The organism is Streptomyces sp. NPDC041968 (assembly GCF_055589025.1).
On record NZ_JBVJCB010000001.1, the window covers coordinates 484554 to 504285 of the forward strand.

Here is a 19732-nt window from a genome sequence, read left to right on the forward strand (position 1 = left end):
ATTTCGGTGACGCAGATGTTAAAGGCCCGCCACCCGATTGGGCAGCGGGCCGTACGAGATTGAAGGAAATTTGTTCCTGAGGGGCCGTCAGGCGGCTGACCACCACACCGTCGTGTCGGCCGGCACCTTCGCCTCGCCGTCCGCCTCGGTCACCTCACCGCTGGCCAGCAGGACCCGTCCGTGCGCCGGGACCGTCACCGACTCGCCGGTGGTGTTGGCGACGCACACGAACTCGCCGCGCCGGAAGGCGACGACGCCCTCGGGGGCCCGCAGCCACTCCACCGCGTCGCCCGCACCGAGGTCGGCGTGGTCGCGGCGGACGGCGAGCGCGGCGCGGTACAGCTCCAGGGTCGAGCCGCTCTCGCCGGTCTGCGCCTCGACGCTCAGCTCGCCCCAGCCGGCCGGCTGCGGGAGCCAGCTGCCGCCGTCGCCGAAGCCGTACGACGACCCCGTGCGCGTCCAGGGGATCGGCACCCGGCAGCCGTCACGGAAGCCGTCCTGGCCGGCGCCGCGGAAGTACGCCGGGTCCTGGCGCACCTCGTCGGGCAGGTCGACGACGTCCGGCAGGCCCAGTTCCTCGCCCTGGTAGACGTAGGCCGAGCCGGGCAGGGCCAGCATGAGCAGGGTGGCGGCGCGGGCCCGGCGCAGGCCCAGCGCGCGGTCGCCGGCCAGCCGGATCTGGGTGCCGAGGCCCGCCGGGTTGGCGAAGCGGGTGGCGTGGCGGGTGACGTCGTGGTTGGAGAGGACCCAGGTGGCGGGGGCGCCGACGGGGCGCATGGCGTCCAGCGTGCGGTCGATGACCGTACGCAGCTCCTCGGCGTCCCAGTGGGTGCCCAGGTACTGGAAGTTGAAGGCCTGGTGCAGTTCGTCGGGGCGGACGTAGTTCGCCGTGCGCTCGACGGTCGGGGTCCACGCCTCGGCGACGAAGATGCGCTCGCCCGAGTACTCGTCCAGGATCAGCCGCCACTGCCGGTAGATGTCGTGGACGCCGTCCTGGTCGAAGAACGGCATGACATCGTTGCCCAGCAGCTTCAGCTGCTCGTGGGATCCAAGGTCGGGCAGCCCTTCGGCCTTCACCATGCCGTGGGCGACGTCGATGCGGAAGCCGTCGACGCCCATGTCCAGCCAGAAGCGCAGGATCGAGCGGAACTCGTCGCCGACGGCCGGGTGCTCCCAGTTGAAGTCGGGCTGCTCGGGGGCGAAGAGGTGCAGGTACCACTCGCCGGGGGTGCCGTCGGGCTCCGTCACCCGGGTCCAGGCCGGGCCACCGAAGATCGACTCCCAGTCGTTGGGGGGCAGTTCACCGTTCGCACCCTTGCCGGGGCGGAAGTGGTAGCGGTCCCGGGAGGGGGAGCCGGGGCCCTCGGCGAGGGCGCGCTTGAACCACTCGTGCTGGTCGGAGGAGTGGTTCGGGACCAGGTCGACGATGATCCGCAGGCCGAGCCCGTGGGCGTCGCGGATCAGCGCGTCGGCGTCGAGCAGGCTGCCGAACATGGGGTCGACGGCCCGGTAGTCGGCGACGTCGTAACCGGCGTCCGCCTGCGGGGAGGCGTAGAAGGGGCTGAGCCACACGGCGTCCACGCCCAGGTCGCGCAGGTACGGCAGACGGGTGCGGACACCCTCCAGGTCGCCCATGCCGTCGCCGTTGCTGTCGGCGAAGCTGCGCGGGTACACCTGGTAGATGACCGCGTCCCGCCACCAGTCGCGGCGCCCCGCGACGGTGGCGGTGGCGGAGGTGGGGGCCGGTGCGGCGGAGTGCTGCTGGCTCATGGCGTCCTTGTGATGTGACGGGTTCCGGTCAGGAAGGCGTGGGTGGGGGCGACGAGGGGATGCGGCCGGCCGCGGTGCTGCGGGGTCGGATGGGCACCGCGGCCGGACGTTCCGAGGGGGGCGTCAGCCCTTCGTGCCGCCGGCGGTGAGGCCGGTCACCAGGTTCTTCTGCACGAGGTAGAAGAAGGCGGAGACGGGTATGGCGACGAGCACCGCGGTGGCGGCCATCAGGTGGCGCTGTGCGTCGTGCTCGCTGACGAAGCTCTGGAGTCCCACCGCGAAGGTGTACTTCGTGTCGCTCAGCATGAACGTGGAGGCGAAGGCGACCTCGCCGAAGGCCGTGATGAAGCTGTAGAAGCCGGCGACCGCGAGGCCCGGCCGGGCCAGCGGCAGGATCAGCCGGAAGAAGGTCCCGAAGGGGGACAGGCCGTCGACGCGTCCGGCCTCGTCGATCTCGAAGGGGATGGTGTCGAAGTAGCCCTTGAGCAGCCAGGCGCAGTACGGCACCGCGGTCGAGCAGTAGACGAGGATCAGGCCGAGGTAGCTGTCGACGAGCTGGAGCTCGGACAGGATCTGGTACATCGGCACGATCAGGACGGCGATGGGGAACATCTGGGTGACCAGCAGGACCCACATCAGCTTGCGGTAGCCGGGGAAGCGCATCCGCGAGACGGCGTAGCCGGTGGTGGCGGCGACCATCACGCCGATGACCGTGGTGCCCAGCGAGACGATCAGCGAGCTCTTCAGCCAGTCGAAGAAGTTCGTGTGCTGGAGGACGAACGCGTAGTTGTCCAGGGTCATCTTCGACCAGATGCGCCCGGGGTGCAGGTAGTCGTCCTTGTCCGGGCCGAGCGACAGGTACACCAGCCAGGCGACCGGGAAGAGTGCGATCAGGCTGGCGACGGTCAGGATGCCGTGGGAGGCGAGGGACGCGGCGCGGCTGCGTTCGCCGCGGCCGCGCACCTTGCGCGGCCGGGCGTCGGGAGCGGTGCCGGTCTGCTCGGCCGGGGCGGACGCCGGGGCGGTCGTGGTGCTCATGGTGGCTCCTGCCTCAGTTCGCGAGCTGCTGCTCATTGCGGTTCAGCCAGCGGCGGTAGAAGGAGGTGAAGACGATCAGGATGGCCAGCAGCAGGATGCCGTAGGCCGCGGACTGCGCGAAGTCGCGCGGCTGCTGGCCGAAGCCCAGCTGGTACGCCCAGGTGACGAGGATCTGCGCCTCGGGGGCCGTGTTGCCGAACAGCAGGAAGATCACGGCGAACTGGTTGAAGGTCCAGATGATGCCGAGCAGCACGACGGTGGAACTGACCGCCCGGAGGCCGGGCAGGGTGACGTAGCGGAAGCGCTGCCAGGCGCTCGCGCCGTCCATCTCGGCGGCCTCGTAGAGGCTGTTGTCGATGGACTGCAGGCCGCCGAGGAGCGAGACCATCATGAACGGCACACCGCACCAGGTGTTCACCATGATCGCGGAGAACCGCTGCCAGAAGGTGTCCTCCAGCCACGCCGGGGTCGGCAGGTGCAGCCAGTCCAGGGCGGAGTTCACGATGCCGGCGTCGGCGAGCATGAAGCGCCAGCCGAAGACCGTCACGAAGGTGGGCACGGCCCACGGCAGGACCAGGACCAGCCGGTAGAGGGTCCGGCCGCGCAGCTTCTGGTTGAGCAGCAGCGCGAGGCCAAGGCCGATGAAGAAGTGCAGGCCGACGCAGACGGCCGTCCACACGATGGTCCAGATGAAGTGGGACCAGAAGCGGTCGTAGGCGGTGGGGCCCCACAGGATGTCGGCGTAGTTGTCCAGGCCGACGAACTTGTAGGTGGCCTCGATCTCGTTGACGCCGATCGTGCGCCCCGTGTTGAGGCTGTTGGCGTCGGTGAGGGTGAGGTACAGGCCGTACCCGAGCGGGTACAGCACGAGGACGCCGATCACGACGGCCACCGGCGCGATCATGGCATAGGCGTACCAGTGCTTCTGGTAGCCGTCTTTGAGACGCCGGCCGAGGCCGGGCCGCGGGGTGCGGTCACCGCGGCGCTTGCCGGTCGCGCGGTCGATGGCGACTGTCATGGTTCGACACCTTCGGATGCATCGGGACGAGCGGGAGGTTCGAGGGGGTGCGGCGCTCAGGCCGGTGGCCGCCGGGTCCCTCCCCTCCGGTGGGGGACCCGGCGGCCACGCGGACTCACTTGCTGAAGTCCGGCACCAGCTTCGCGATGGCGGTCTCGGCGTCGCCCAGACCCTCGTCCAGGGACTTCTTGCCGCCCGCGATCTGGGGCAGCTGCTCGTCCAGCGGGGTCCACAGCGAGCCGTACTCCGGCAGCGCCGGCCGCGGCTGGGCGGCGGGCAGGACCGTCTGGTAGCCGGCGATGCCCGGGTCGGCCTTGACCTTGTCGGTGTAGGCGTCGTCGCGGGTGGGCAGCGTGGAGTTCTTCAGGGCGATGGTCTCCTGGGACTTCGCCGAGGTCATGAAGTTGACCAGCTTCAGCGCGGCTTCCTGGTGGGCCTGGTCCGAGCCGGCGTAGACCGACAGGTTGTGGCCGCCGGTCGGCGCGCCCGCCTTGCCGGTGGAGCCGGCCGGGACGGTGGCGATGCCCAGGTTGGCCTTGTCCTTGAAGGCGGAGCCCGCGTAGAAGTTGGTGATCTCCCACGGGCCCTGGATGATCGAGGCGACCTTGCCGCTGACGAACGCCTCCTGGATGTGGGCGTAGGCGTCGGCGGTGGTGTCGGCCTTGTGCAGGCCCTTGCCGTCGAACAGGCCCTGCCAGGTGGCGTAGGCCTTCTTGGCCTCGGGCGAGTTCACGGTGATCTTCTTGCCCTCGGCGTCCACCGTGTCGGTGCCCTCGCCGTACAGGAACGGCTGCCCGTAGTAGCCGGCCGTGGAGCCCCAGTAGCCGTCGGCGCCGGTCTTGTCCTTGATGGTGGCGGCGGCCTTCTTCAGGTCGTCCCAGGTCTTGGGGACCTCGACGCCGGCCTTCTCGAACAGGGCCTTGTTGTAGACCAGGGCGAGGGTGTCGGTGACCAGCGGGACGCCGTAGGTCTTGCCCTCGTACTTGGCCTGCTCGATCAGGTTGGGCTGGAACTCGGCCTGGTCGGCGAGGGCCTCGGTGCCGTCCAGCGGCAGGAAGAAGCCCTTCTTGGCGAAGGCGGGGGTCCAGCCGACCTCGGAGCGCAGCACGTCGGGGGCACCCTTGGAACCGGCGGCGGTGTCGAACTTGTTCTGCGCCTGGTCGAAGGGGACGTTGACGAAGTTGACCTTGATGTCCTTGTTGGCGGCCTCGAACTGCTTGACCAGGGCCTTGTAGGTCGGCGCCTCGTTGGTCGCGTTGGAGGTGTCCCAGTAAGTGATGGTGACCGGTCCGCCGGACTCGCTGTCGCTGTCGCCGTCCCCGCCGCACGCCGTCGCCGCGAGGGCGAGGGACGCCACCAGAGCGGTGGCCGCTATGCCACGCCGCATGAGTTCTCCTTGAGGGTGAAAGCCCGTGTGGTGCAGGGTGCGGGCCCGTCCGCCGCTCCTGCCGACACCGACCGCGCCGTTGCTGCCGTCGGGCGACGTGAACGTAACAGCGTGGCAAGCACGGCGAAAGGTCTTGCAGCAAAAAAGTGCAAGAGATCTCCGAAGTTATCCGTGCGTGACCTGTTGGCGACCGTCGTGAGACGCTTGTTTACGGGGGCCGAGCGGTATCGGGCCGGTTGTGCAAGACTCTGCAAGCTCTTGCCGCCACTTTCTCGAGGGAGCGCGATGACGCAGCAGCCGGCGCCGGGCCGTCCAACAGGCCGTCCACGGCGTCCGATCGGTGGGCAAGGCGGCGGCCGACAGGTACAGTCCACCCCTGTGACCACACGGCTTGCCGACATCGCCGCCCAGGCGGGCGTGAGCGAAGCGACCGTCAGCCGCGTCCTCAACGGGAAGCCGGGCGTCGCCGCCACCACCCGCCAGTCCGTGCTCGCCGCGCTCGACGTGCTGGGCTACGAGCGTCCCGTGCGGCTGCGGCAGCGCAGCGAGGGCCTGGTCGGGCTGATCACCCCGGAGCTGGAGAACCCGATATTCCCGGCGCTGGCCCAGGTCATCGGCCAGGCGCTGACCCGCCAGGGCTACACGCCGGTCCTCGCCACCCAGACCCCGGGCGGGTCCACGGAGGACGAGCTGACGGAGATGCTGGTCGACCGCGGGGTCGCGGGCATCATCTACGTCTCGGGGCTGCACGCCGACACCACCGCCGACATGGAGCGCTACGAGCGGCTGCGCGCGCAGGGCGTGCCCTTCGTCCTCGTCGACGGGTTCTCGTCGAAGGTGCAGGCGCCGTTCATCTCCCCCGACGACCGCGCCGCGATGAGCCTCGCGGTCACGCACCTCGTCTCGCTCGGCCACACCCGCATCGGGCTGGCCCTCGGGCCGAAGCGGTTCGTACCGGTGCAGCGCAAGATCGAGGGATTCGTCCGCACCGTCCAGGAGCAACTGGACCTGAGCGCCGAGACCGTCGAGAAGGAACTCGTCCAGCACTCCCTGTACACGCTCGAAGGCGGCCAGGCGGCCGCCACAGCCCTGATCGAGCGCGACTGCACCGCGGTGGTCTGCGCCAGCGACATGATGGCGCTGGGCGCGATACGGGCGGCCCGGCAGCGCGACCTGGACGTGCCGAAGGACATCTCGGTCGTCGGCTTCGACGACTCGCCGCTGATCGCCTTCACCGACCCACCGCTGACGACCGTCCGCAAGCCGGTCCCGGCGATGGGGCAGGCGGCGGTGCGCACGCTGCTGGAGGAGATCGGCGGGACACCCGCGCCGCACAGCGAGTTCGTGTTCATGCCGGAACTGGTGGTGCGCGGGTCGACGGCGTCGGCGCCGGGCGACCGGAACCGGTCCTGACGCCACCCGTAGTGGCCGGATGCGGCTCGGATCCTCCCGAGGGATGATCGGTGGGACAGGGCTTTTCTGGCAGACTTCATGCCTATGGGTGACGTGACCGTGAGGACTCCGGAACGCCGGGAAGAGGGCGTTCGGCACCCCGTCACGGAGTCGACGGGGCGGGGCCTGGTGCGCCGGCTCCGCGCACCGCGCCGACCCCGGCTGTGGTTCGAGATCCTGTTGATCGCGCTCAGTTACTGGACGTACTCCCTCATCCGCAACGCGGTGCCGGAGCAGCGCACCCAGGCCCTGCGCAACGCCGACTGGATCTGGCGCCTGGAGCAGCAACTCGGCGTCGCCGTCGAACAGTCCGTGAACCATGCCGTGAACTCGGTGACTTGGCTGGTCGTCGGCATGAACTACTACTACGCCACGCTGCACTTCGTGGTGACGCTGGGTGTCCTCGTGTGGCTGTACCGCAGTCATCCCGGGCGGTACGCGGCGACCCGGCTGGTCCTCTTCGCGACCACGGGAGTCGCCCTGGTCGGTTACTACCTGTATCCGCTGGCGCCGCCGCGCCTGATGAACGGCGGGCACTTCATCGACACCGTGATGGTCCACGAGACGTGGGGGTCGATGGCCTCCGGGGACCTGAAGAACATGTCGAACCAGTACGCCGCGATGCCGTCGATGCACATCGGCTGGTCGGTGTGGTGCGGGCTGACGATCTTCGCGCTGGCGTCGGTGCCGTGGGTGCGGGTGCTGGGACTGCTCTACCCGGCGCTCACGCTCGTGGTGATCGTCGCCACGGCCAACCACTTCTGGCTGGACGCGGTGGGCGGTGTGCTGTGCCTGGGGTTCGGGTACGCGGTGGCGGGGCTCTGGTACGGGGCGCTGCCGCACGCGCTGCCCCGGACGGTACCGGGGGCCGAGCGGCGGAGGGCTTGGCTGCCGACGCGGGCTTAGCCGCGGGCGCGGCGGCGCGCCGGGGCGGGGCGTACGGCCGGGTCACCCGTAGGCGGCGAGGCGCTCGGGAGCCGGCCGGGTCACCCCCCGTAGAACAGCTCCTCCACCACCGCCCTGGCCCGCCGGGTCGTGCGCCGGTACTCGTCCAGCATGTCGCCCGCGTGGCCGGGGCCGTGGCCCAGGTAGCGGCCCACCGCGGCCAGCTCGCGCGGGTCGCTCGGGAAGGTGTCCCCGGCCCGGCCGCGCACCAGCATCACCGCGTTGCGGACGCGGGTCGCCAGGACCCACGCCTCGTCGAGCGTCGCGGCGTGCTCCGCCGGGACGAGCCCGGCCTCGCACGCGGCGGCCAGGGCCTCGCGCGTCCGGGTGGTCCGCAGGCCCGGCTCCCTGTGCCCGTGCCGCAACTGGGTGAGCTGCACGGTCCACTCCACGTCCGACAGGCCGCCCGGACCCAGCTTGGCGTGCAGCTTGGGGTCCGCGCCGCGCGGCAGCCGCTCGGACTCCATCCGGGCCTTGAGCCGCCGGATCTCCCGTACGGCGTCCTCGCCGAGGCCGTCCGCCGGGTAGCGCAGCGGATCGACCAGCTCGACGAACCGCCGCCCCAGGTCCGCGTCGCCCGCGACGAACTCGGCCCTCAGCAGCGCGTGCCGCTCCCACATCAGGGACCAGCGCCGGTAGTAGGCCTCGTACGACTTCAGCGTGCGCACCAGCGGCCCCGACTTGCCCTCCGGGCGCAGGTCGGCGTCGATCAGCAGCGGCGGGTCGGCGCTCGGCACCTGGAGCAGGCGCCGCAGTTCGGAGACGACCTTGTTGGCGGCGTCGCCCGCCTCCCGCTCCCCCACCCCGTCCCGGGGCTCGTGCACGAAGAGCACGTCCGCGTCCGAGCCGTAGCCCAGCTCGTGCCCGCCGAACCGGCCCATGCCGATGATCGCGAACCGGGTCGGCAGCGTGTCCCCCCAGCCCTCCCGCACGACGGCCCGGAGCGTGCCCGCCAGCGTCGCCGCCGTCAGGTCGGACACGGCGGCGCCGACCCGGTCCACCAGGGCGCCCGGGTCGGCCTCGACGGGCCGCGCCTCGGTGCCGTAGGAGCCGATGATGTCGGCGGCGGTCGTACGGAACAGCTCCCGGCGCCGGACCCCGCGCGCCGCCGTGACCGCCTGCTCCGCGCCGTCGGCGCGGCGGACCGCGGCGAGTATCTCCTGCTCCAGCTGGGGCCGTGCGCGCGGCGCCAGTCCCCCGCCGTCGCCGTCCCCGAGCAGCGCGACGGCCTCGGGCGCCCGCATCAGCAGGTCGGGGGCGAGCCGCCCGGCGGAGAGCACGCGGGCCAGGTTCTCGGCGGCCGCCCCCTCGTCCCGCAGCAGCCGCAGGTACCAGGGCGTCTTGCCGAGGGCGTCGGAGACCTTGCGGAAGCCCAGCAGGCCGGCGTCCGGGTCGGCGGAGTCGGCGAACCAGCCGAGGAGCACGGGCAGCAGGGTGCGCTGGATGGCCGCCTTGCGGGTGACGCCGGACGCCAGCGCCTCCAGGTGCCGCAGCGCGGCGGCCGGGTCGGCGTACCCGAGGGCCACCAGGCGCTCGCGGGCGGCCTCGGCGCTCAGCCGGGTCTCGCCGGGCGCCAGCTGGGCGACGGCGTCGAGCAGCGGCCGGTAGAACAGCTTCTCGTGCAGCCGCCGTACGACGGAGGCGTGCCGCCGCCACGCGCGCAGCAGCCCGGTGACCGGGTCGGTGCGCAGGCCCAGGGAGCGGCCGAGGCGGCGCAGGTCGGCCTCGTCCTCGGGCACGAGGTGGGTGCGCCGCAGCCGGTGGAGCTGGATGCGGTGCTCCATGGAGCGCAGGAAGCGGTACGCCTCGTCGAGCTGGGCGGCGTCGGCCCGGCCCACGTACCCGCCCGCGGCCAGGGCCTCCAGCGCGTCCAGGGTCGTACCGCTGTGCAGGGAGGTGTCCGCCCGGCCGTGCACGAGCTGGAGCAGCTGCACGGCGAACTCGACGTCCCTGAGGCCCCCGGGGCCCAGCTTGAGCTGCCGGTCGACCTCGGCGACGGGGATGGTCTCCACCACCCGGCGGCGCATCTTCTGCACGTCGGCGACGAAGTTCTCGCGGTCGGCGGCCTGCCACACCAGCGGCTGGAGGGCGGCGACGTACTCGGCGCCGAGCGCGGCGTCGCCGGCCACCGGGCGGGCCTTGAGCAGCGCCTGGAACTCCCAGGTCTTGGCCCAGCGCTGGTAGTAGGCGAGGTGGCTGCTGAGGGTGCGCACCAGGGGGCCGTTGCGGCCCTCGGGGCGGAGGTTGGCGTCGACGGGCCAGATGGAGCCCTCGACGGTGGTCTCGGAGCAGATCCGCATCAGGTGCGAGGCGAGCGCGGTCGCGGCGCGCATCGCCTTGGCCTCGTCGGCCTCGTCGACGCCTTCCGCGGGCTCGCCCACGAAGATCACGTCCACGTCGGAGACGTAGTTCAGCTCGTGACCGCCGCACTTGCCCATCGCGATCACCGCGAGCCGGCACAGCGCGGCGTCCTCCGGTGCGGCGGCCTCGGCCAGCGCGAGCGCGGCGCGCAGGGTGGCGGTGGCGAGGTCGGCCAGCTCGGCGGCGGTCTCGGCGACGTCGATGGTGCCGCACACGTCGCGGGCGGCGATGGACAGCAGGCAGCGCCGGTAGGCGACGCGCAGCGAGACGGGGTCGTCGGCCTCGGCGAGACCGCGCTCGAACTCGGCCACCCCGCGGTGCAGGTCACGCGGTTCGTAGGTGACCAGGGCCTGCCAGTCACCGGCGTGCCGGGCGAGGTGGTCGGCGAGCGCCTCGGAGGCGCCGAGCACGCCGAGGAGACGGTCACGCAGGGGCTTGGCCGCTATGAGGGTGTCCAGCAGCTCCCGGCGGGCGGTGGGGTCGGGCTGCGCCTCCAGCAGCCGGACCAGGCCGTGCAGGGCGAGGTCCGGGTCGGCGGTGGCGCCCAGCGCCTCCAGCAGGACCGGGTCGTCGCGGACCGCCGCCAGCTCCCCGCCGTCCAGCAGCCGCTCGGCGGCCGAGGCATCGGTGAAGCCGTGCCGCAGCAGCCGCGTGAAGGTACTGCTCCTGCGTCCCGGCGTCGTCATCCCGGTCTCCTGTCGCCCTCCGGATCAAGGTCCTACGGCCCGAGCGTAACCGGGAGGCGCCGTGCGGGCGCCGGGGAGTACCGGCTCCGTCCTCCGGTGGCCACCCGTCGACTCGTACGATATCTTGTACAAGCCGCGAAGGGAGGCACCGGTATGTCCATCACCGCCAGCGAAGCCCGTCAGAACCTGTTCCCGCTGATAGAGCAGGTCAACGAGGACCATGCCCCGGTGCACATCACCTCCCGCAAGGGAAACGCCGTGCTCATGTCGGAGGAGGACTTCACCGCCTGGACGGAGACGGTGCACCTGCTGCGCTCGCCCAAGAACGCCCGCCGCCTGCTCGACTCGATCGCGGAGGCCGAGGCCGGAGGCGCGCGGCCGCGGGAGCTGATCGACCCGGACGCGGAGCGGGCGTGAGGATCGCTTTCACGTCGCACGGCTGGGAGGACTACGTCCACTGGGCCGAGAGCGACCGGAAGGTGACCAGACGGATCAACAAGCTGATCACCGACATCTCCCGTGACCCGTTCAAGGGCATCGGCAAGCCGGAGCCGCTGAAGGGCGACCTGTCGGGCTACTGGTCACGCCGCATCGACGACACGCACCGCCTGGTCTACAAGCCCACCGACGACGAGCTGATCATCGTCCAGGCTCGGTACCACTACTGACGACCGTCATCGCGCTCGACAAGGACGTCGAAGGAGTCATGCCATGGATTTCACCCTCGAAGTGATCCCGCTGCCCGTGTCCGACATCGACCGGGCCCGGGACTTCTACCGTGACAAGGTCGGCTTCCACGTCGACATCGACCAGGAGGTCATGCCGGGGATGCGCATCGTCCAGCTGACGCCGCCGGGCTCGGGCTGTTCGATCGCCCTCGGTGACGCCATCTGGGACATGGCCCAGGGAGAGACCGCGCCGGCCCCCGGCTCCTACCAAGGGCTTCAGCTCTGCGTCGCCGACATCAAGGCGGCCCGCGCGGAGCTGGTGGAGCGCGGCCTGGAGGTGTCCGAGCCGGTGGAGTACGCGCCGGACGACGGCGCCACGTTCATGTACTTCAAGGACCCCGACGGCAACGGCTGGTCGATCCAGGAGTACCGGCGCCGCGTGGCGGAGCCGCTGCACCAGGTGCTGGCGGACCAGAAGCGGCGGGGGTAGCGGCGGGCGGGAGCGCGGCCGCCACCGCCCCGGGCCCGGTGGCGGCCGGCCCGGTCAGCCCCGTTCCTGCCAGCGGTTGGTGATCGGGAGCCGGCGGTCCTTGCCGAAGCCCTTGGGGGAGATCTTGGTGCCCGGCGGGTACTGGCGCCGCTTGTACTCCGCGGTGTCGACCATGCGCAGCGTCCTCGTCACCAGCTCCCGGTCGTACCCGGCGGCCACGATCTCGTCCGCGCCCCGGTCCCGGTCGACGTACAGCTCCAGGATCGCGTCCAGCACCGGGTAGTCGGGCAGCGAGTCCGTGTCGACCTGGCCGGGGCGCAGTTCCGCGCTCGGCGGCTTGGTGATCGAGTTCTCGGGGATCGGCGGGACCTGGCCGCGGGCCCCGGCCGCCCGGTTGCGCCATGCGGCGAGGCGGAACACCGACGTCTTGTACACGTCCTTGATCGGCCCGTAGGCGCCCACCGAGTCGCCGTACAGCGTCGAGTACCCCACGGCCAGCTCCGACTTGTTGCCCGGTGCCAGCACGAGGTGGCCCTCCTGGTTGGAGAGGGCCATCAGCAGCGTCCCGCGCAGCCGCGACTGGAGGTTCTCCTCCGCCAGGCCGGTCAGGCCCAGCGCGTCCATGTACGCGTCGAACATCGGCTCGATCGCGACGGTGCGGTGGTGCAGCCCGGTGCGCCGGGCCATCTCCACCGCGTCCTCCAGGGAGTGCCCGGAGGAGTACTTCGACGGCATCGACACGCCGTGCACGTGCTCCGCGCCGACCGCGTCGCAGGCGATCGCCGCGACCAGCGCGGAGTCGATGCCGCCGGAGAGGCCGACGAGCACCGAGCGGAAGCCGTTCTTCGCGACGTACGCGCGCAGGCCGACGACGAGGGCCGAGTAGACCTCCTCGTCGTCGTCCAGCCGCTCCGCGTGCCCGCCGGACAGCTCCGGCCCGTCGGCGGCCGGCGCCGGCTCCTCGGACAGCACGACCCGGTCGATGAGCAGCCCGTCGTCCACGACGCCGGCCGGCGCGTCGGTGTCGGCGAGCGGGAGGTCGAGGTCGAGCACCACGCAGCCCTCGGTGAACTGCGGTGCCCGCGCGACGACCTTGCCGTCCCGGTCGACCACGATCGAGTCGCCGTCGAAGACCAGCTCGTCCTGCCCGCCGGTCATCGCGAGGTAGGCGGTCGTGCACCCGGCCTCCCGGGCCCGCCTGCGCACCAGCTCCAGCCGCGTGTCGTCCTTGTCGCGCTCGTACGGCGAGGCGTTGACGGAGAGCAGCAGTCCGGCCCGGGCCGAGCGGGCGGCCGGCACCCGGCCGCCGTCCTGCCACAGGTCCTCGCAGACGGCGAGGGCCACGTCGACGCCGCGCACCCGCGCCACCGGCATGGTGTCGCCGGGGACGAAGTAGCGGAACTCGTCGAAGACGCCGTAGTTGGGCAGGTGGTGCTTGGCGAAGGTCAGCACCGGCTCGCCGCCGTACAGCACCGCCACCGCGTTCTGCGGGGCGCCGGCCGGCTGCCCGTACCTGGGCCGGGCGGTCGCCGAGCGGTCGAGGTAGCCGACGACCACCGGCAGCTCGCCGAGGCCCTCCTCGGCCAGGCGCGTCGCCAGGGAGGCCAGGGCGGCGCGGGAGGCTTCCACGAAGGACGGCCTGAGGGCCAGGTCCTCGACGGGGTAGCCGGTCAGCATCATCTCCGGGAACGCCACCAGGTGCGCTCCCTGCCCGGCGGCGTGCCGGGTCCAGCGGACCACCGCCTCCGCGTTGCCGGCGAGGTCGCCTACGGTGGCGTCGATCTGGTTCAGGGCGAGTCGTAGTCGAGGCACCCGGCCAGCTTAATCGTCAGAACGACACAATGGGGTGTCGTTCCGGTGTCCGCCTCATGTCCGCGGCTTCGCGCCCCGCTCCGCCAGCAGGTCGGTCATCAGCCGGATCTCCGACTCCTGCGACTCCACCATCCCCCGGGCCAGCCTCTTCTCCACCCCGACCGTGCACCGGTCGACGCATCCCCCGGCCATGTGGACGCCGCCCCGGTGGTGCTCCGTCATCAGCTGGAGCCAGTAGACCTCGGCCCGCTTCCCGTCGAGCGTCGCCAGCTTCTCCATCTCGGCGTCGGTGGCCATCCCCGGCATCAGGGAGCCCTCCCCGGCGGAGGGCATGTCGCCCATTCCCATCCAGGTCATCGGCGGGTCGGACGACACCTTCGGCAGCCCCCACAGGTCGAGCCAGCCGATCAGCATGCCGCGCTGGTTGGCCTGGGTCTGCGCGATGTCGTAGGCGAGCCGCCGCACCTCCTCGTCCTCGGTGCGGTCGCGCACGAGGTACGACATCTCCACGGCCTGCTGGTGGTGGACCGCCATGTCCCGGGCGAACCCGGCGTCGGCGGAGTCGGCGGTCGGGACGCGGCTCGCGCCGTCGTCCCCCGCGACGGCGTAGGTGATCGCGCCGGCCGCGACGAGGGCCGCCGCGGCGGCCCCCGTGATCCAGCCGGCCCGCTTGGGTGTCACTGGGACAGCCCGCCCGTGCACGCGGCCCCCGGCTCGGGGGTCTGCTCACCCTGGACGAACTTCTCGAAGAACGTGTCCACGTTCGGGTCGTCGGCACCCGTCACGGTGCGCTGGTGCCCCCAGGCGGACAGCACGATCGGGTCCTTCTGCCTGCCGTCCGGGCTCATCAGCGAGTACGGCGTCTTCTTCACCTTCGCCGCCAGCTTCTCCACGTCGGCCTTCGGGGCCTGGTCGGTGTAGGTCACCCAGACGGCGCCGTGCTCCAGGGAGTGCACGGCGTTCTCGTTGTTCAGCGGCTTGTCGTAGACGTCGCCGTTGCAGTTCATCCAGGCCTGGTTGTGGTCGCCGCCGACGGGCGGATCGACGGGGTAGGACACCTTCTTGGTGACGTGGTTGCGGGACAGCGTCCCCTTCCAGGTGCGTACCCCGTCCTCGCCGGCGACGAACTTGCCGGAGGTGCTCTTGCCGTCCGAGGCCGTGTCGTCGCCGGAGTCGTCGGACTGCGACCGGACGAGGAAGACCCCGCCGACGACGAGACCGGCGACGACCACGGTGCTGACCGCGATCGTGAGGATCCGGTTCCGGCGGTCGCGGGCCTCCTCGGCACGCCGCATCTCGGCTATGCGTGCCTGCCGCGCCTGGTTGCTGCTCTTCTTGGCGGAACCCATGGGGTGTGCCCTTCTGGGAAAAAGGGGGGCGGTGGAGTCCGCTGATCGTAAGGGTGAAGGAGGGTTCCGTCGTAGGGAGATCACAGGATCTGTCGCGGCGGGGCCTCAGGAATGGCCCGATCGAACACGTGGCCTCTACGCTGCGGTGAGGATCGGTGGGCCGACCGAGGCCCGCAACGCGTACGAAACCGTGCTGTGGTGTGATGCTCAGGTGCAGGGCCGCCTCCCGCCGTACCGGAGACAGGCGGGCTGACCAGCAAGGATGGGGAAGCGGAAGATGGACAAGCAGCAGGAGTTCGTGATCCGGACGCTGGAGGAGCGCGACATCCGGTTCGTACGCCTGTGGTTCACGGACGTACTGGGCTTCCTCAAGTCCGTCGCCGTGGCCCCGGCCGAGCTGGAGCAGGCCTTCGACGAGGGCATCGGCTTCGACGGCTCGGCGATCGAGGGCTTCGCCCGGGTCTACGAGTCCGACATGATCGCCAAGCCGGACCCCTCGACCTTCCAGGTCCTGCCCTGGCGCGCGGAGGCCCCCGGCACGGCCCGCATGTTCTGCGACATCCTCATGCCGGACGGCTCGCCGTCCTTCGCCGACCCGCGCTACGTCCTCAAGCGCGCCCTGGCCCGCACCTCCGACCTGGGCTTCACCTTCTACACCCACCCGGAGATCGAGTTCTTCCTGCTGAAGGACAAGCCGGTGGACGGCAGGGTGCCGACCCCGGCCGACAACTCCGGCTACTTCGACCACACCCCGCAGAACATCGGCATGGACTTCCGCCGCCAGGCGATCACCATGCTGGAGTCGATGGGCATCTCGGTCGAGTTCTCCCACCACGAGGGCGCCCCCGGCCAGCAGGAGATCGACCTGCGCTACGCCGACGCGCTCTCCACGGCCGACAACATCATGACCTTCCGCCTGGTCATGAAGCAGGTCGCGCTGGAGCAGGGGCTCCAGGCCACCTTCATGCCGAAGCCGTTCTCGGAGTACCCGGGCTCGGGCATGCACTCCCACCTGTCCCTCTTCGAGGGCGACCGCAACGCGTTCTACGAGTCCGGCGCCGAGTACCAGCTCTCCAAGGTCGGCCGCTCCTTCATCGCGGGCCTGCTGCGGCACGCGGCGGAGATCTCTGCCGTCACCAACCAGTGGGTGAACAGCTACAAGCGCATCTGGGGCGGCTCCGAGCGCACCGCCGGCGCCGGCGGCGAGGCCCCCTCGTACATCTGCTGGGGCCACAACAACCGCTCGGCGCTGGTCCGCGTCCCGATGTACAAGCCCGGCAAGACCGGCTCGGCCCGCGTCGAGGTCCGCTCCATCGACTCCGGCGCCAACCCGTACCTGACCTACGCCGTCCTCCTCGCCGCCGGCCTCAAGGGCATCGAGGAGGGGTACGAACTCCCGCCGGGCGCCGAGGACGACGTCTGGGCCCTCTCCGACGCCGAGCGCCGCGCGCTGGGCATCGAGCCCCTCCCCCAGAACCTCGGCGAGGCCCTCGCCCTGATGGAACGCAGCGACCTGGTCGCCGAGACCCTCGGCGAGCACGTCTTCGACTTCTTCCTGCGCAACAAGCGGCAGGAGTGGGAGGAGTACCGCTCCCAGGTGACGGCGTTCGAGCTGCGGAAGTCGCTGCCGGTGCTGTAGGGGCTGGAGCGCGTCCCGCTCGCGTGACGGAGGGGCCGGCGGTCGAAGGACCGCCGACCCCTCCGTCGCGTTACTCCCCCGAGCCCGGCGACCGGTCCGGGGCCGCCGCCAGAAATCCCTCGGACCTGCACACCGTTCATCGCACGGTCGCACAGGCAGGCCGTGACGGAGCCGGGCCGTGCTCACCGTGCGCGTAACGGCTCCGGGCGCCCCCCATGACCGGCGGGTAGCGTGAAGACACGGGCCCTTTCCCTGACGGCATTCACACACTGATGGACGCGGCGACGCCGACGGCGTGCCGCCAACAACGCGCGGATGGTGGGGCGTTCACCACCGTGCTTTGATCAGTGCGCGGCACGCCGGTGACCGGCTCCGGATCCCCCACCCGGAACGCGGGCGTGCGTGCCTCACCGCTCCCCTTGCCATTGGCACGAAAGGAAAGACCTGCCATGAACTTCGTCCCCCAGGTCGAAACAGCTGAGATCTCCGACGCGGACCTGGACCAGGTGTCCGGCGGCACCATCGGCGTCGACGCCGGTGCGGCCGTCATAGCCGTCGGTGGCGCCCTCGGCGGCGGCCTCTACACGGAGGCCGGCCCGCTCTCCGTCAGCGCCGGTCTGGGCGCCTCGGCGACCCCCGGCGGCACGTCGGCGCAGGGCCACGCGCACACGACCATGGTCTGAGCCGCACGCCCGACGTGCGACGGGCCCCGGACCCCGTGTCCGGGGCCCGTCGCCGTCTTTGGTGCAGGTCTGCGCCCGGGGCGGGCGGGCGTCCGGTCGGTGAAGCAGGTCGGGACGGGTACCCGGAGAGTATGTTCTTCTTCAGCAACCGCGTCGGGTGCCTCGGTTCGCTGCTCATCAGCGCCGTGGTCACCGTCGTCCTGATCCTCCTGCTCACCCGCTGATCGTCCGGGCGGCTCCCAGGGCGAATCGGCGGGCGCGATCCTTCGCGCCCGGAGCCCCCCGGCCCGACCACCCCCCGCTTTCCGCCGCTCGCGTCCCCTGGGCCGCCGGTCGGCCTGCCGGCCGCCCTCCCGTCACCCGGACGTGTGAAGCCCCCGCACGTCGGCCGGAGTGCGGCCGACGTGCGGGGGCCGCTTCGTGGTCGGTCCCTCCGTGGTGAGGCTTCTCAGCCGGGCCCGGCCCGGTGCCGGGCCTCGTCCGCGAGGTGCCGCCCGGAGTCGCGGGCCTGTTCGGTGACCTTGCCGCCTTGGTCGCGGGCCTCGTCCTGCGTGGTGCGGGCGGCCTCGGCCGCCGTGCCCTTCACCTCTGCGGCCGCCTCCTGCGCCACTTCCCTCGCGCCTTCCTTGAGGTGCTGCGCGGACTCGGCCGCGGCGTCCTTCACGGGTTCCAGGGCCTCGCTCCGCATCAGCTGGGAGGCCTTCTGCCGCTCGGTGCGCGAGGCGGGCAGCAGCGAGGACGCCAGCACTCCGACCCCGAAGGCGACGAGACCGGCCGCCAGGGGGTTGCCCTGGGTCTGGCTGCGGGCCATGTCGGGTGCCTGCTGTACGGCGTGTCCCGCCTGTTCGGCCACGTCGCGCGCGGTGCCGGCCGCCTGTCCTGCGGCGTCGCGGGCCGACCCGACCGCCTGCCCGGTGCCCTCCTGGAGCGAACCGGCGGCCGACTGAGCGGTGTCCCGCACGCCGTGCGCGGTGTCCGAGGCCGTGCCCATCACTCGCTCGCGCATGCCGGACATCGTTCCGCGCATCCGGGCGGTGCGGCGCCGTGCCACGCGGCGGGGACTGGTCCGGTCGGCGAGCCGGTCCACGTCCGTGGCCAGCCGGCCTCGGGTCGCCTCTATCTCGGTCCTCATTTGGTCGGGTGACGTGCCCATTCCGCGTTCTCCTTCATGGTTTGGACGGTTCGCTCCGGCTTCGGCGAGACGGTGCTCATCCGCGTGCGGCCCTTCCGATAGAGCACGGCCGCGGCGATCCCCCAGACGGCGGCGACGACGAGGGCCGCCCAGCCCCCGTCGATCACGTTGGCCAGGCCGAGCACGGCGGCCAGCGACAGGAACAGCAGGACCATGTAGCCCGCGAAGCCGGCACCGCCGAACATCCCGGCGGCCTTGCCCGCCCGGCTCGCCTCGTCCCTGACCTCGGCCTTGGCCAGCTCGACCTCCTGCCGGAACAGGGTCTGCAGGTCCGCGGTGACCGCGGACAGCAGGTGGCTCACGGACCGGTCCTGTTCGCGGGGCTCCTGGTGCGCTCCCGTGCCCCGGTGAGGGGAGAGGGTGGCCATCTCATACCTCCGGACGCCCACGGTCCGGGCTACCGTCCGTCAAGTGCCCGACGGTCGGCGGCACGGACGGCGGCATGGCCCTCTCCTCCGCGGAGATCGCCGGAGGGCCGGTCGGCACAGTCTGCCCGCCCGTCCCCCGCCCGTCGGGCCCTGACGCGGCTCCCGTCGCCTTCGCCAGGCGGCCGACGGCCAGCCCGGCCAGCAGAGCCCCGCCGAGGAAGGCGCCGGGCCGCCGCCGGGCGAAGTGCTGCAGGTCGCCGACGATTCCCTCGACGCCCCGCTCATCCAGGTAGTCGGCGGCCTGACTGCCTCGGTCCGCCGCGTGCGCCACCAGGCTGCGGGCCGGAGAGTCGTCACGCGCGTGCGCGGCCAGCCCCGAGAGGTCGCTCGCCCACTGGCGCAGCTGGCCGGCCGCACGCTTGGTCTGCCCCTCGGCCTCGTTCATCGCACGGCTTCGCATCTCCTCCAGGACCGTGCCCGCCTGCTGCTGCGCCTCACCGACCACCGAGCGGGCCTGGTCCGCCGCGGCTCCCGCGACCTGACTCGCGGCCTGCTTCGCCTGGTCGGCCGTGGCGGACGTCTCTGTCCTCACCTTTTCCCTGGTGGCCCCGGTTCCGGTCTGTACGGACTCGCTCATCGGCAGTTCTCCTCATCCGATGTCCTGTGTGCGGCCCGTGTCCGGGTGGCCGACGGGTGCCGGACCCCGGGGTGTCACACGTGGCCGTCCGTCCCACCACGGGTGGCCCGATCGAGACTTATGACACTTTTCGCCCGACTTTTCCTTGGGTGGGGATGCGGAGTTGGCACCTGCGCGACGTCTGTGGCTGTCCGTGACGAGACGTCACCGTATGTCAGGAGGAGGGGCTCGTAAGCG

General features: G+C 71.6%; 18 protein-coding genes. 7 read left to right on the top strand and 11 right to left on the bottom strand.

Going from position 1 to position 19732, the window contains the following annotated elements; genetic code table 11:
* Positions 1 to 87: 87 nt before the first annotated feature.
* The 4 genes from ACZ6EG_RS02205 to ACZ6EG_RS02220 all read right to left on the bottom strand — a co-directional run bounded on the left by ACZ6EG_RS02205 (position 88) and on the right by ACZ6EG_RS02220 (position 5213).
* The gene (locus ACZ6EG_RS02205; RefSeq protein ID WP_469600786.1) at positions 88 to 1770 is read right to left on the bottom strand and encodes a glycoside hydrolase family 13 protein; all 1683 of its coding nucleotides are present in this window, start codon (positions 1768 to 1770) and stop codon (positions 88 to 90) included.
* A 123-nt stretch (positions 1771 to 1893) separates the two neighbouring features.
* Complete coding sequence (locus ACZ6EG_RS02210; protein ID WP_391967752.1) at positions 1894 to 2808, bottom strand: sugar ABC transporter permease; 915 nt, start codon at positions 2806 to 2808, stop codon at positions 1894 to 1896.
* Positions 2809 to 2821: 13 nt separating this feature from the next.
* Positions 2822 to 3826 (bottom strand): carbohydrate ABC transporter permease, encoded by a 1005-nt coding sequence (locus ACZ6EG_RS02215; RefSeq protein WP_469600790.1) that lies wholly within the window; start codon positions 3824 to 3826, stop codon positions 2822 to 2824.
* A gap of 115 nt (positions 3827 to 3941) precedes the next feature.
* A complete protein-coding gene (locus tag ACZ6EG_RS02220; RefSeq protein WP_391967754.1) occupies positions 3942 to 5213 on the bottom strand; it encodes an extracellular solute-binding protein in 1272 nt (423 codons plus the stop codon).
* A 378-nt stretch (positions 5214 to 5591) separates the two neighbouring features.
* Here ACZ6EG_RS02220 and ACZ6EG_RS02225 point away from each other — a divergent pair, with 378 nt between their 5' ends.
* Positions 5592 to 6626, top strand: a complete 1035-nt coding sequence (locus tag ACZ6EG_RS02225) for a LacI family DNA-binding transcriptional regulator (protein WP_356610669.1) — start codon at positions 5592 to 5594, stop codon at positions 6624 to 6626.
* 84 nt (positions 6627 to 6710) lie between these two features.
* Entirely contained in the window at positions 6711 to 7571 is an 861-nt protein-coding gene (locus ACZ6EG_RS02230) for a phosphatase PAP2 family protein (RefSeq protein ID WP_391967755.1), read from the top strand.
* A gap of 80 nt (positions 7572 to 7651) precedes the next feature.
* Here ACZ6EG_RS02230 and ACZ6EG_RS02235 read toward each other — a convergent pair whose 3' ends face one another.
* Positions 7652 to 10657, bottom strand: a complete 3006-nt coding sequence (locus ACZ6EG_RS02235; RefSeq protein ID WP_391967756.1) for a bifunctional [glutamine synthetase] adenylyltransferase/[glutamine synthetase]-adenylyl-L-tyrosine phosphorylase — start codon at positions 10655 to 10657, stop codon at positions 7652 to 7654.
* Between the two features lie 153 nt (positions 10658 to 10810).
* Between ACZ6EG_RS02235 and ACZ6EG_RS02240 the strand changes: the two genes are divergently transcribed.
* The 3 genes from ACZ6EG_RS02240 to ACZ6EG_RS02250 are packed head-to-tail and all read left to right on the top strand — an operon-like array spanning position 10811 to position 11815.
* Positions 10811 to 11074 (top strand): type II toxin-antitoxin system Phd/YefM family antitoxin, encoded by a 264-nt coding sequence (locus ACZ6EG_RS02240; protein WP_356610672.1) that lies wholly within the window; start codon positions 10811 to 10813, stop codon positions 11072 to 11074.
* Complete coding sequence (locus ACZ6EG_RS02245) at positions 11071 to 11325, top strand: Txe/YoeB family addiction module toxin (protein ID WP_053129813.1); 255 nt, start codon at positions 11071 to 11073, stop codon at positions 11323 to 11325. Before ACZ6EG_RS02240 ends, ACZ6EG_RS02245 begins: the two co-directional genes overlap by 4 nt.
* Before the next feature lie 43 nt (positions 11326 to 11368).
* The gene (locus ACZ6EG_RS02250) at positions 11369 to 11815 is read left to right on the top strand and encodes a VOC family protein (RefSeq protein ID WP_391967757.1); all 447 of its coding nucleotides are present in this window, start codon (positions 11369 to 11371) and stop codon (positions 11813 to 11815) included.
* Between the two features lie 54 nt (positions 11816 to 11869).
* Here the strand turns inward: ACZ6EG_RS02250 and ACZ6EG_RS02255 are convergent, their stop codons facing one another.
* From ACZ6EG_RS02255 to ACZ6EG_RS02265, 3 genes are read right to left on the bottom strand one after another with little or no spacing between them, the layout of a single operon-like run.
* Positions 11870 to 13627: an NAD+ synthase gene (locus ACZ6EG_RS02255; RefSeq protein ID WP_469600798.1), complete on the bottom strand. Its 1758-nt coding sequence runs from the start codon at positions 13625 to 13627 to the stop codon at positions 11870 to 11872.
* 54 nt (positions 13628 to 13681) lie between these two features.
* Positions 13682 to 14308, bottom strand: coding sequence for a DUF305 domain-containing protein (locus ACZ6EG_RS02260; protein ID WP_469600801.1), 627 nt, complete (start codon positions 14306 to 14308; stop codon positions 13682 to 13684).
* Positions 14305 to 14976 carry a DUF3105 domain-containing protein gene (locus tag ACZ6EG_RS02265; RefSeq protein WP_391967760.1) on the bottom strand — a complete coding sequence of 224 codons (672 nt, stop codon included), beginning with the start codon at positions 14974 to 14976 and terminating at the stop codon, positions 14305 to 14307. The genes ACZ6EG_RS02260 and ACZ6EG_RS02265 overlap by 4 nt, the downstream gene beginning before the upstream one ends.
* A 277-nt stretch (positions 14977 to 15253) precedes the next feature.
* On the opposite strand from ACZ6EG_RS02265, the gene glnA reads away from it, so the two are divergent.
* Together glnA and ACZ6EG_RS02275 are read left to right on the top strand one after the other, a co-directional pair.
* Positions 15254 to 16615 (top strand): type I glutamate--ammonia ligase, encoded by a 1362-nt coding sequence (gene glnA / locus ACZ6EG_RS02270; RefSeq protein ID WP_053142361.1) that lies wholly within the window; start codon positions 15254 to 15256, stop codon positions 16613 to 16615.
* A gap of 449 nt (positions 16616 to 17064) precedes the next feature.
* The gene (locus tag ACZ6EG_RS02275) at positions 17065 to 17298 is read left to right on the top strand and encodes a hypothetical protein (RefSeq protein ID WP_361011496.1); all 234 of its coding nucleotides are present in this window, start codon (positions 17065 to 17067) and stop codon (positions 17296 to 17298) included.
* Positions 17299 to 17746: 448 nt separating this feature from the next.
* On the opposite strand, the gene ACZ6EG_RS02280 is transcribed toward ACZ6EG_RS02275, so the two are convergent.
* The 3 genes from ACZ6EG_RS02280 to ACZ6EG_RS02290 form a co-directional block, all read right to left on the bottom strand.
* Positions 17747 to 18451: a DUF3618 domain-containing protein gene (locus ACZ6EG_RS02280; protein WP_469600805.1), complete on the bottom strand. Its 705-nt coding sequence runs from the start codon at positions 18449 to 18451 to the stop codon at positions 17747 to 17749.
* Entirely contained in the window at positions 18427 to 18792 is a 366-nt protein-coding gene (locus tag ACZ6EG_RS02285; protein ID WP_391967762.1) for a phage holin family protein, read from the bottom strand. The genes ACZ6EG_RS02280 and ACZ6EG_RS02285 overlap by 25 nt, the downstream gene beginning before the upstream one ends.
* Positions 18793 to 18859: 67 nt before the next feature.
* On the bottom strand, positions 18860 to 19495 hold the full coding sequence (locus ACZ6EG_RS02290) for a hypothetical protein (protein ID WP_366766624.1): 636 nt from the start codon (positions 19493 to 19495) through the stop codon (positions 18860 to 18862).
* Positions 19496 to 19732: the final 237 nt, after the last annotated feature.

Bases quoted from the DNA above. Each gene is read 5' to 3' on its own strand.
- glnA (WP_053142361.1), top strand. From the start codon at position 15,254: ATGGACAAGCAGCAGGAGTTCGTGATCCGGACGCTGGAGGAGCGCGAC.
- ACZ6EG_RS02275 (WP_361011496.1), top strand. From the start codon at position 17,065: ATGAACTTCGTCCCCCAGGTCGAAACAGCTGAGATCTCCGACGCGGAC.
- ACZ6EG_RS02230 (WP_391967755.1), top strand. From the start codon at position 6,711: ATGGGTGACGTGACCGTGAGGACTCCGGAACGCCGGGAAGAGGGCGTT.
- ACZ6EG_RS02210 (WP_391967752.1), bottom strand. From the start codon at position 2,808: ATGAGCACCACGACCGCCCCGGCGTCCGCCCCGGCCGAGCAGACCGGC.
- ACZ6EG_RS02235 (WP_391967756.1), bottom strand. From the start codon at position 10,657: ATGACGACGCCGGGACGCAGGAGCAGTACCTTCACGCGGCTGCTGCGG.
- ACZ6EG_RS02250 (WP_391967757.1), top strand. From the start codon at position 11,369: ATGGATTTCACCCTCGAAGTGATCCCGCTGCCCGTGTCCGACATCGAC.
- ACZ6EG_RS02265 (WP_391967760.1), bottom strand. From the start codon at position 14,976: ATGGGTTCCGCCAAGAAGAGCAGCAACCAGGCGCGGCAGGCACGCATA.
- ACZ6EG_RS02205 (WP_469600786.1), bottom strand. From the start codon at position 1,770: ATGAGCCAGCAGCACTCCGCCGCACCGGCCCCCACCTCCGCCACCGCC.
- ACZ6EG_RS02220 (WP_391967754.1), bottom strand. From the start codon at position 5,213: ATGCGGCGTGGCATAGCGGCCACCGCTCTGGTGGCGTCCCTCGCCCTC.
- ACZ6EG_RS02290 (WP_366766624.1), bottom strand. From the start codon at position 19,495: ATGAGCGAGTCCGTACAGACCGGAACCGGGGCCACCAGGGAAAAGGTG.
- ACZ6EG_RS02280 (WP_469600805.1), bottom strand. From the start codon at position 18,451: ATGGGCACGTCACCCGACCAAATGAGGACCGAGATAGAGGCGACCCGA.
- ACZ6EG_RS02240 (WP_356610672.1), top strand. From the start codon at position 10,811: ATGTCCATCACCGCCAGCGAAGCCCGTCAGAACCTGTTCCCGCTGATA.
- ACZ6EG_RS02215 (WP_469600790.1), bottom strand. From the start codon at position 3,826: ATGACAGTCGCCATCGACCGCGCGACCGGCAAGCGCCGCGGTGACCGC.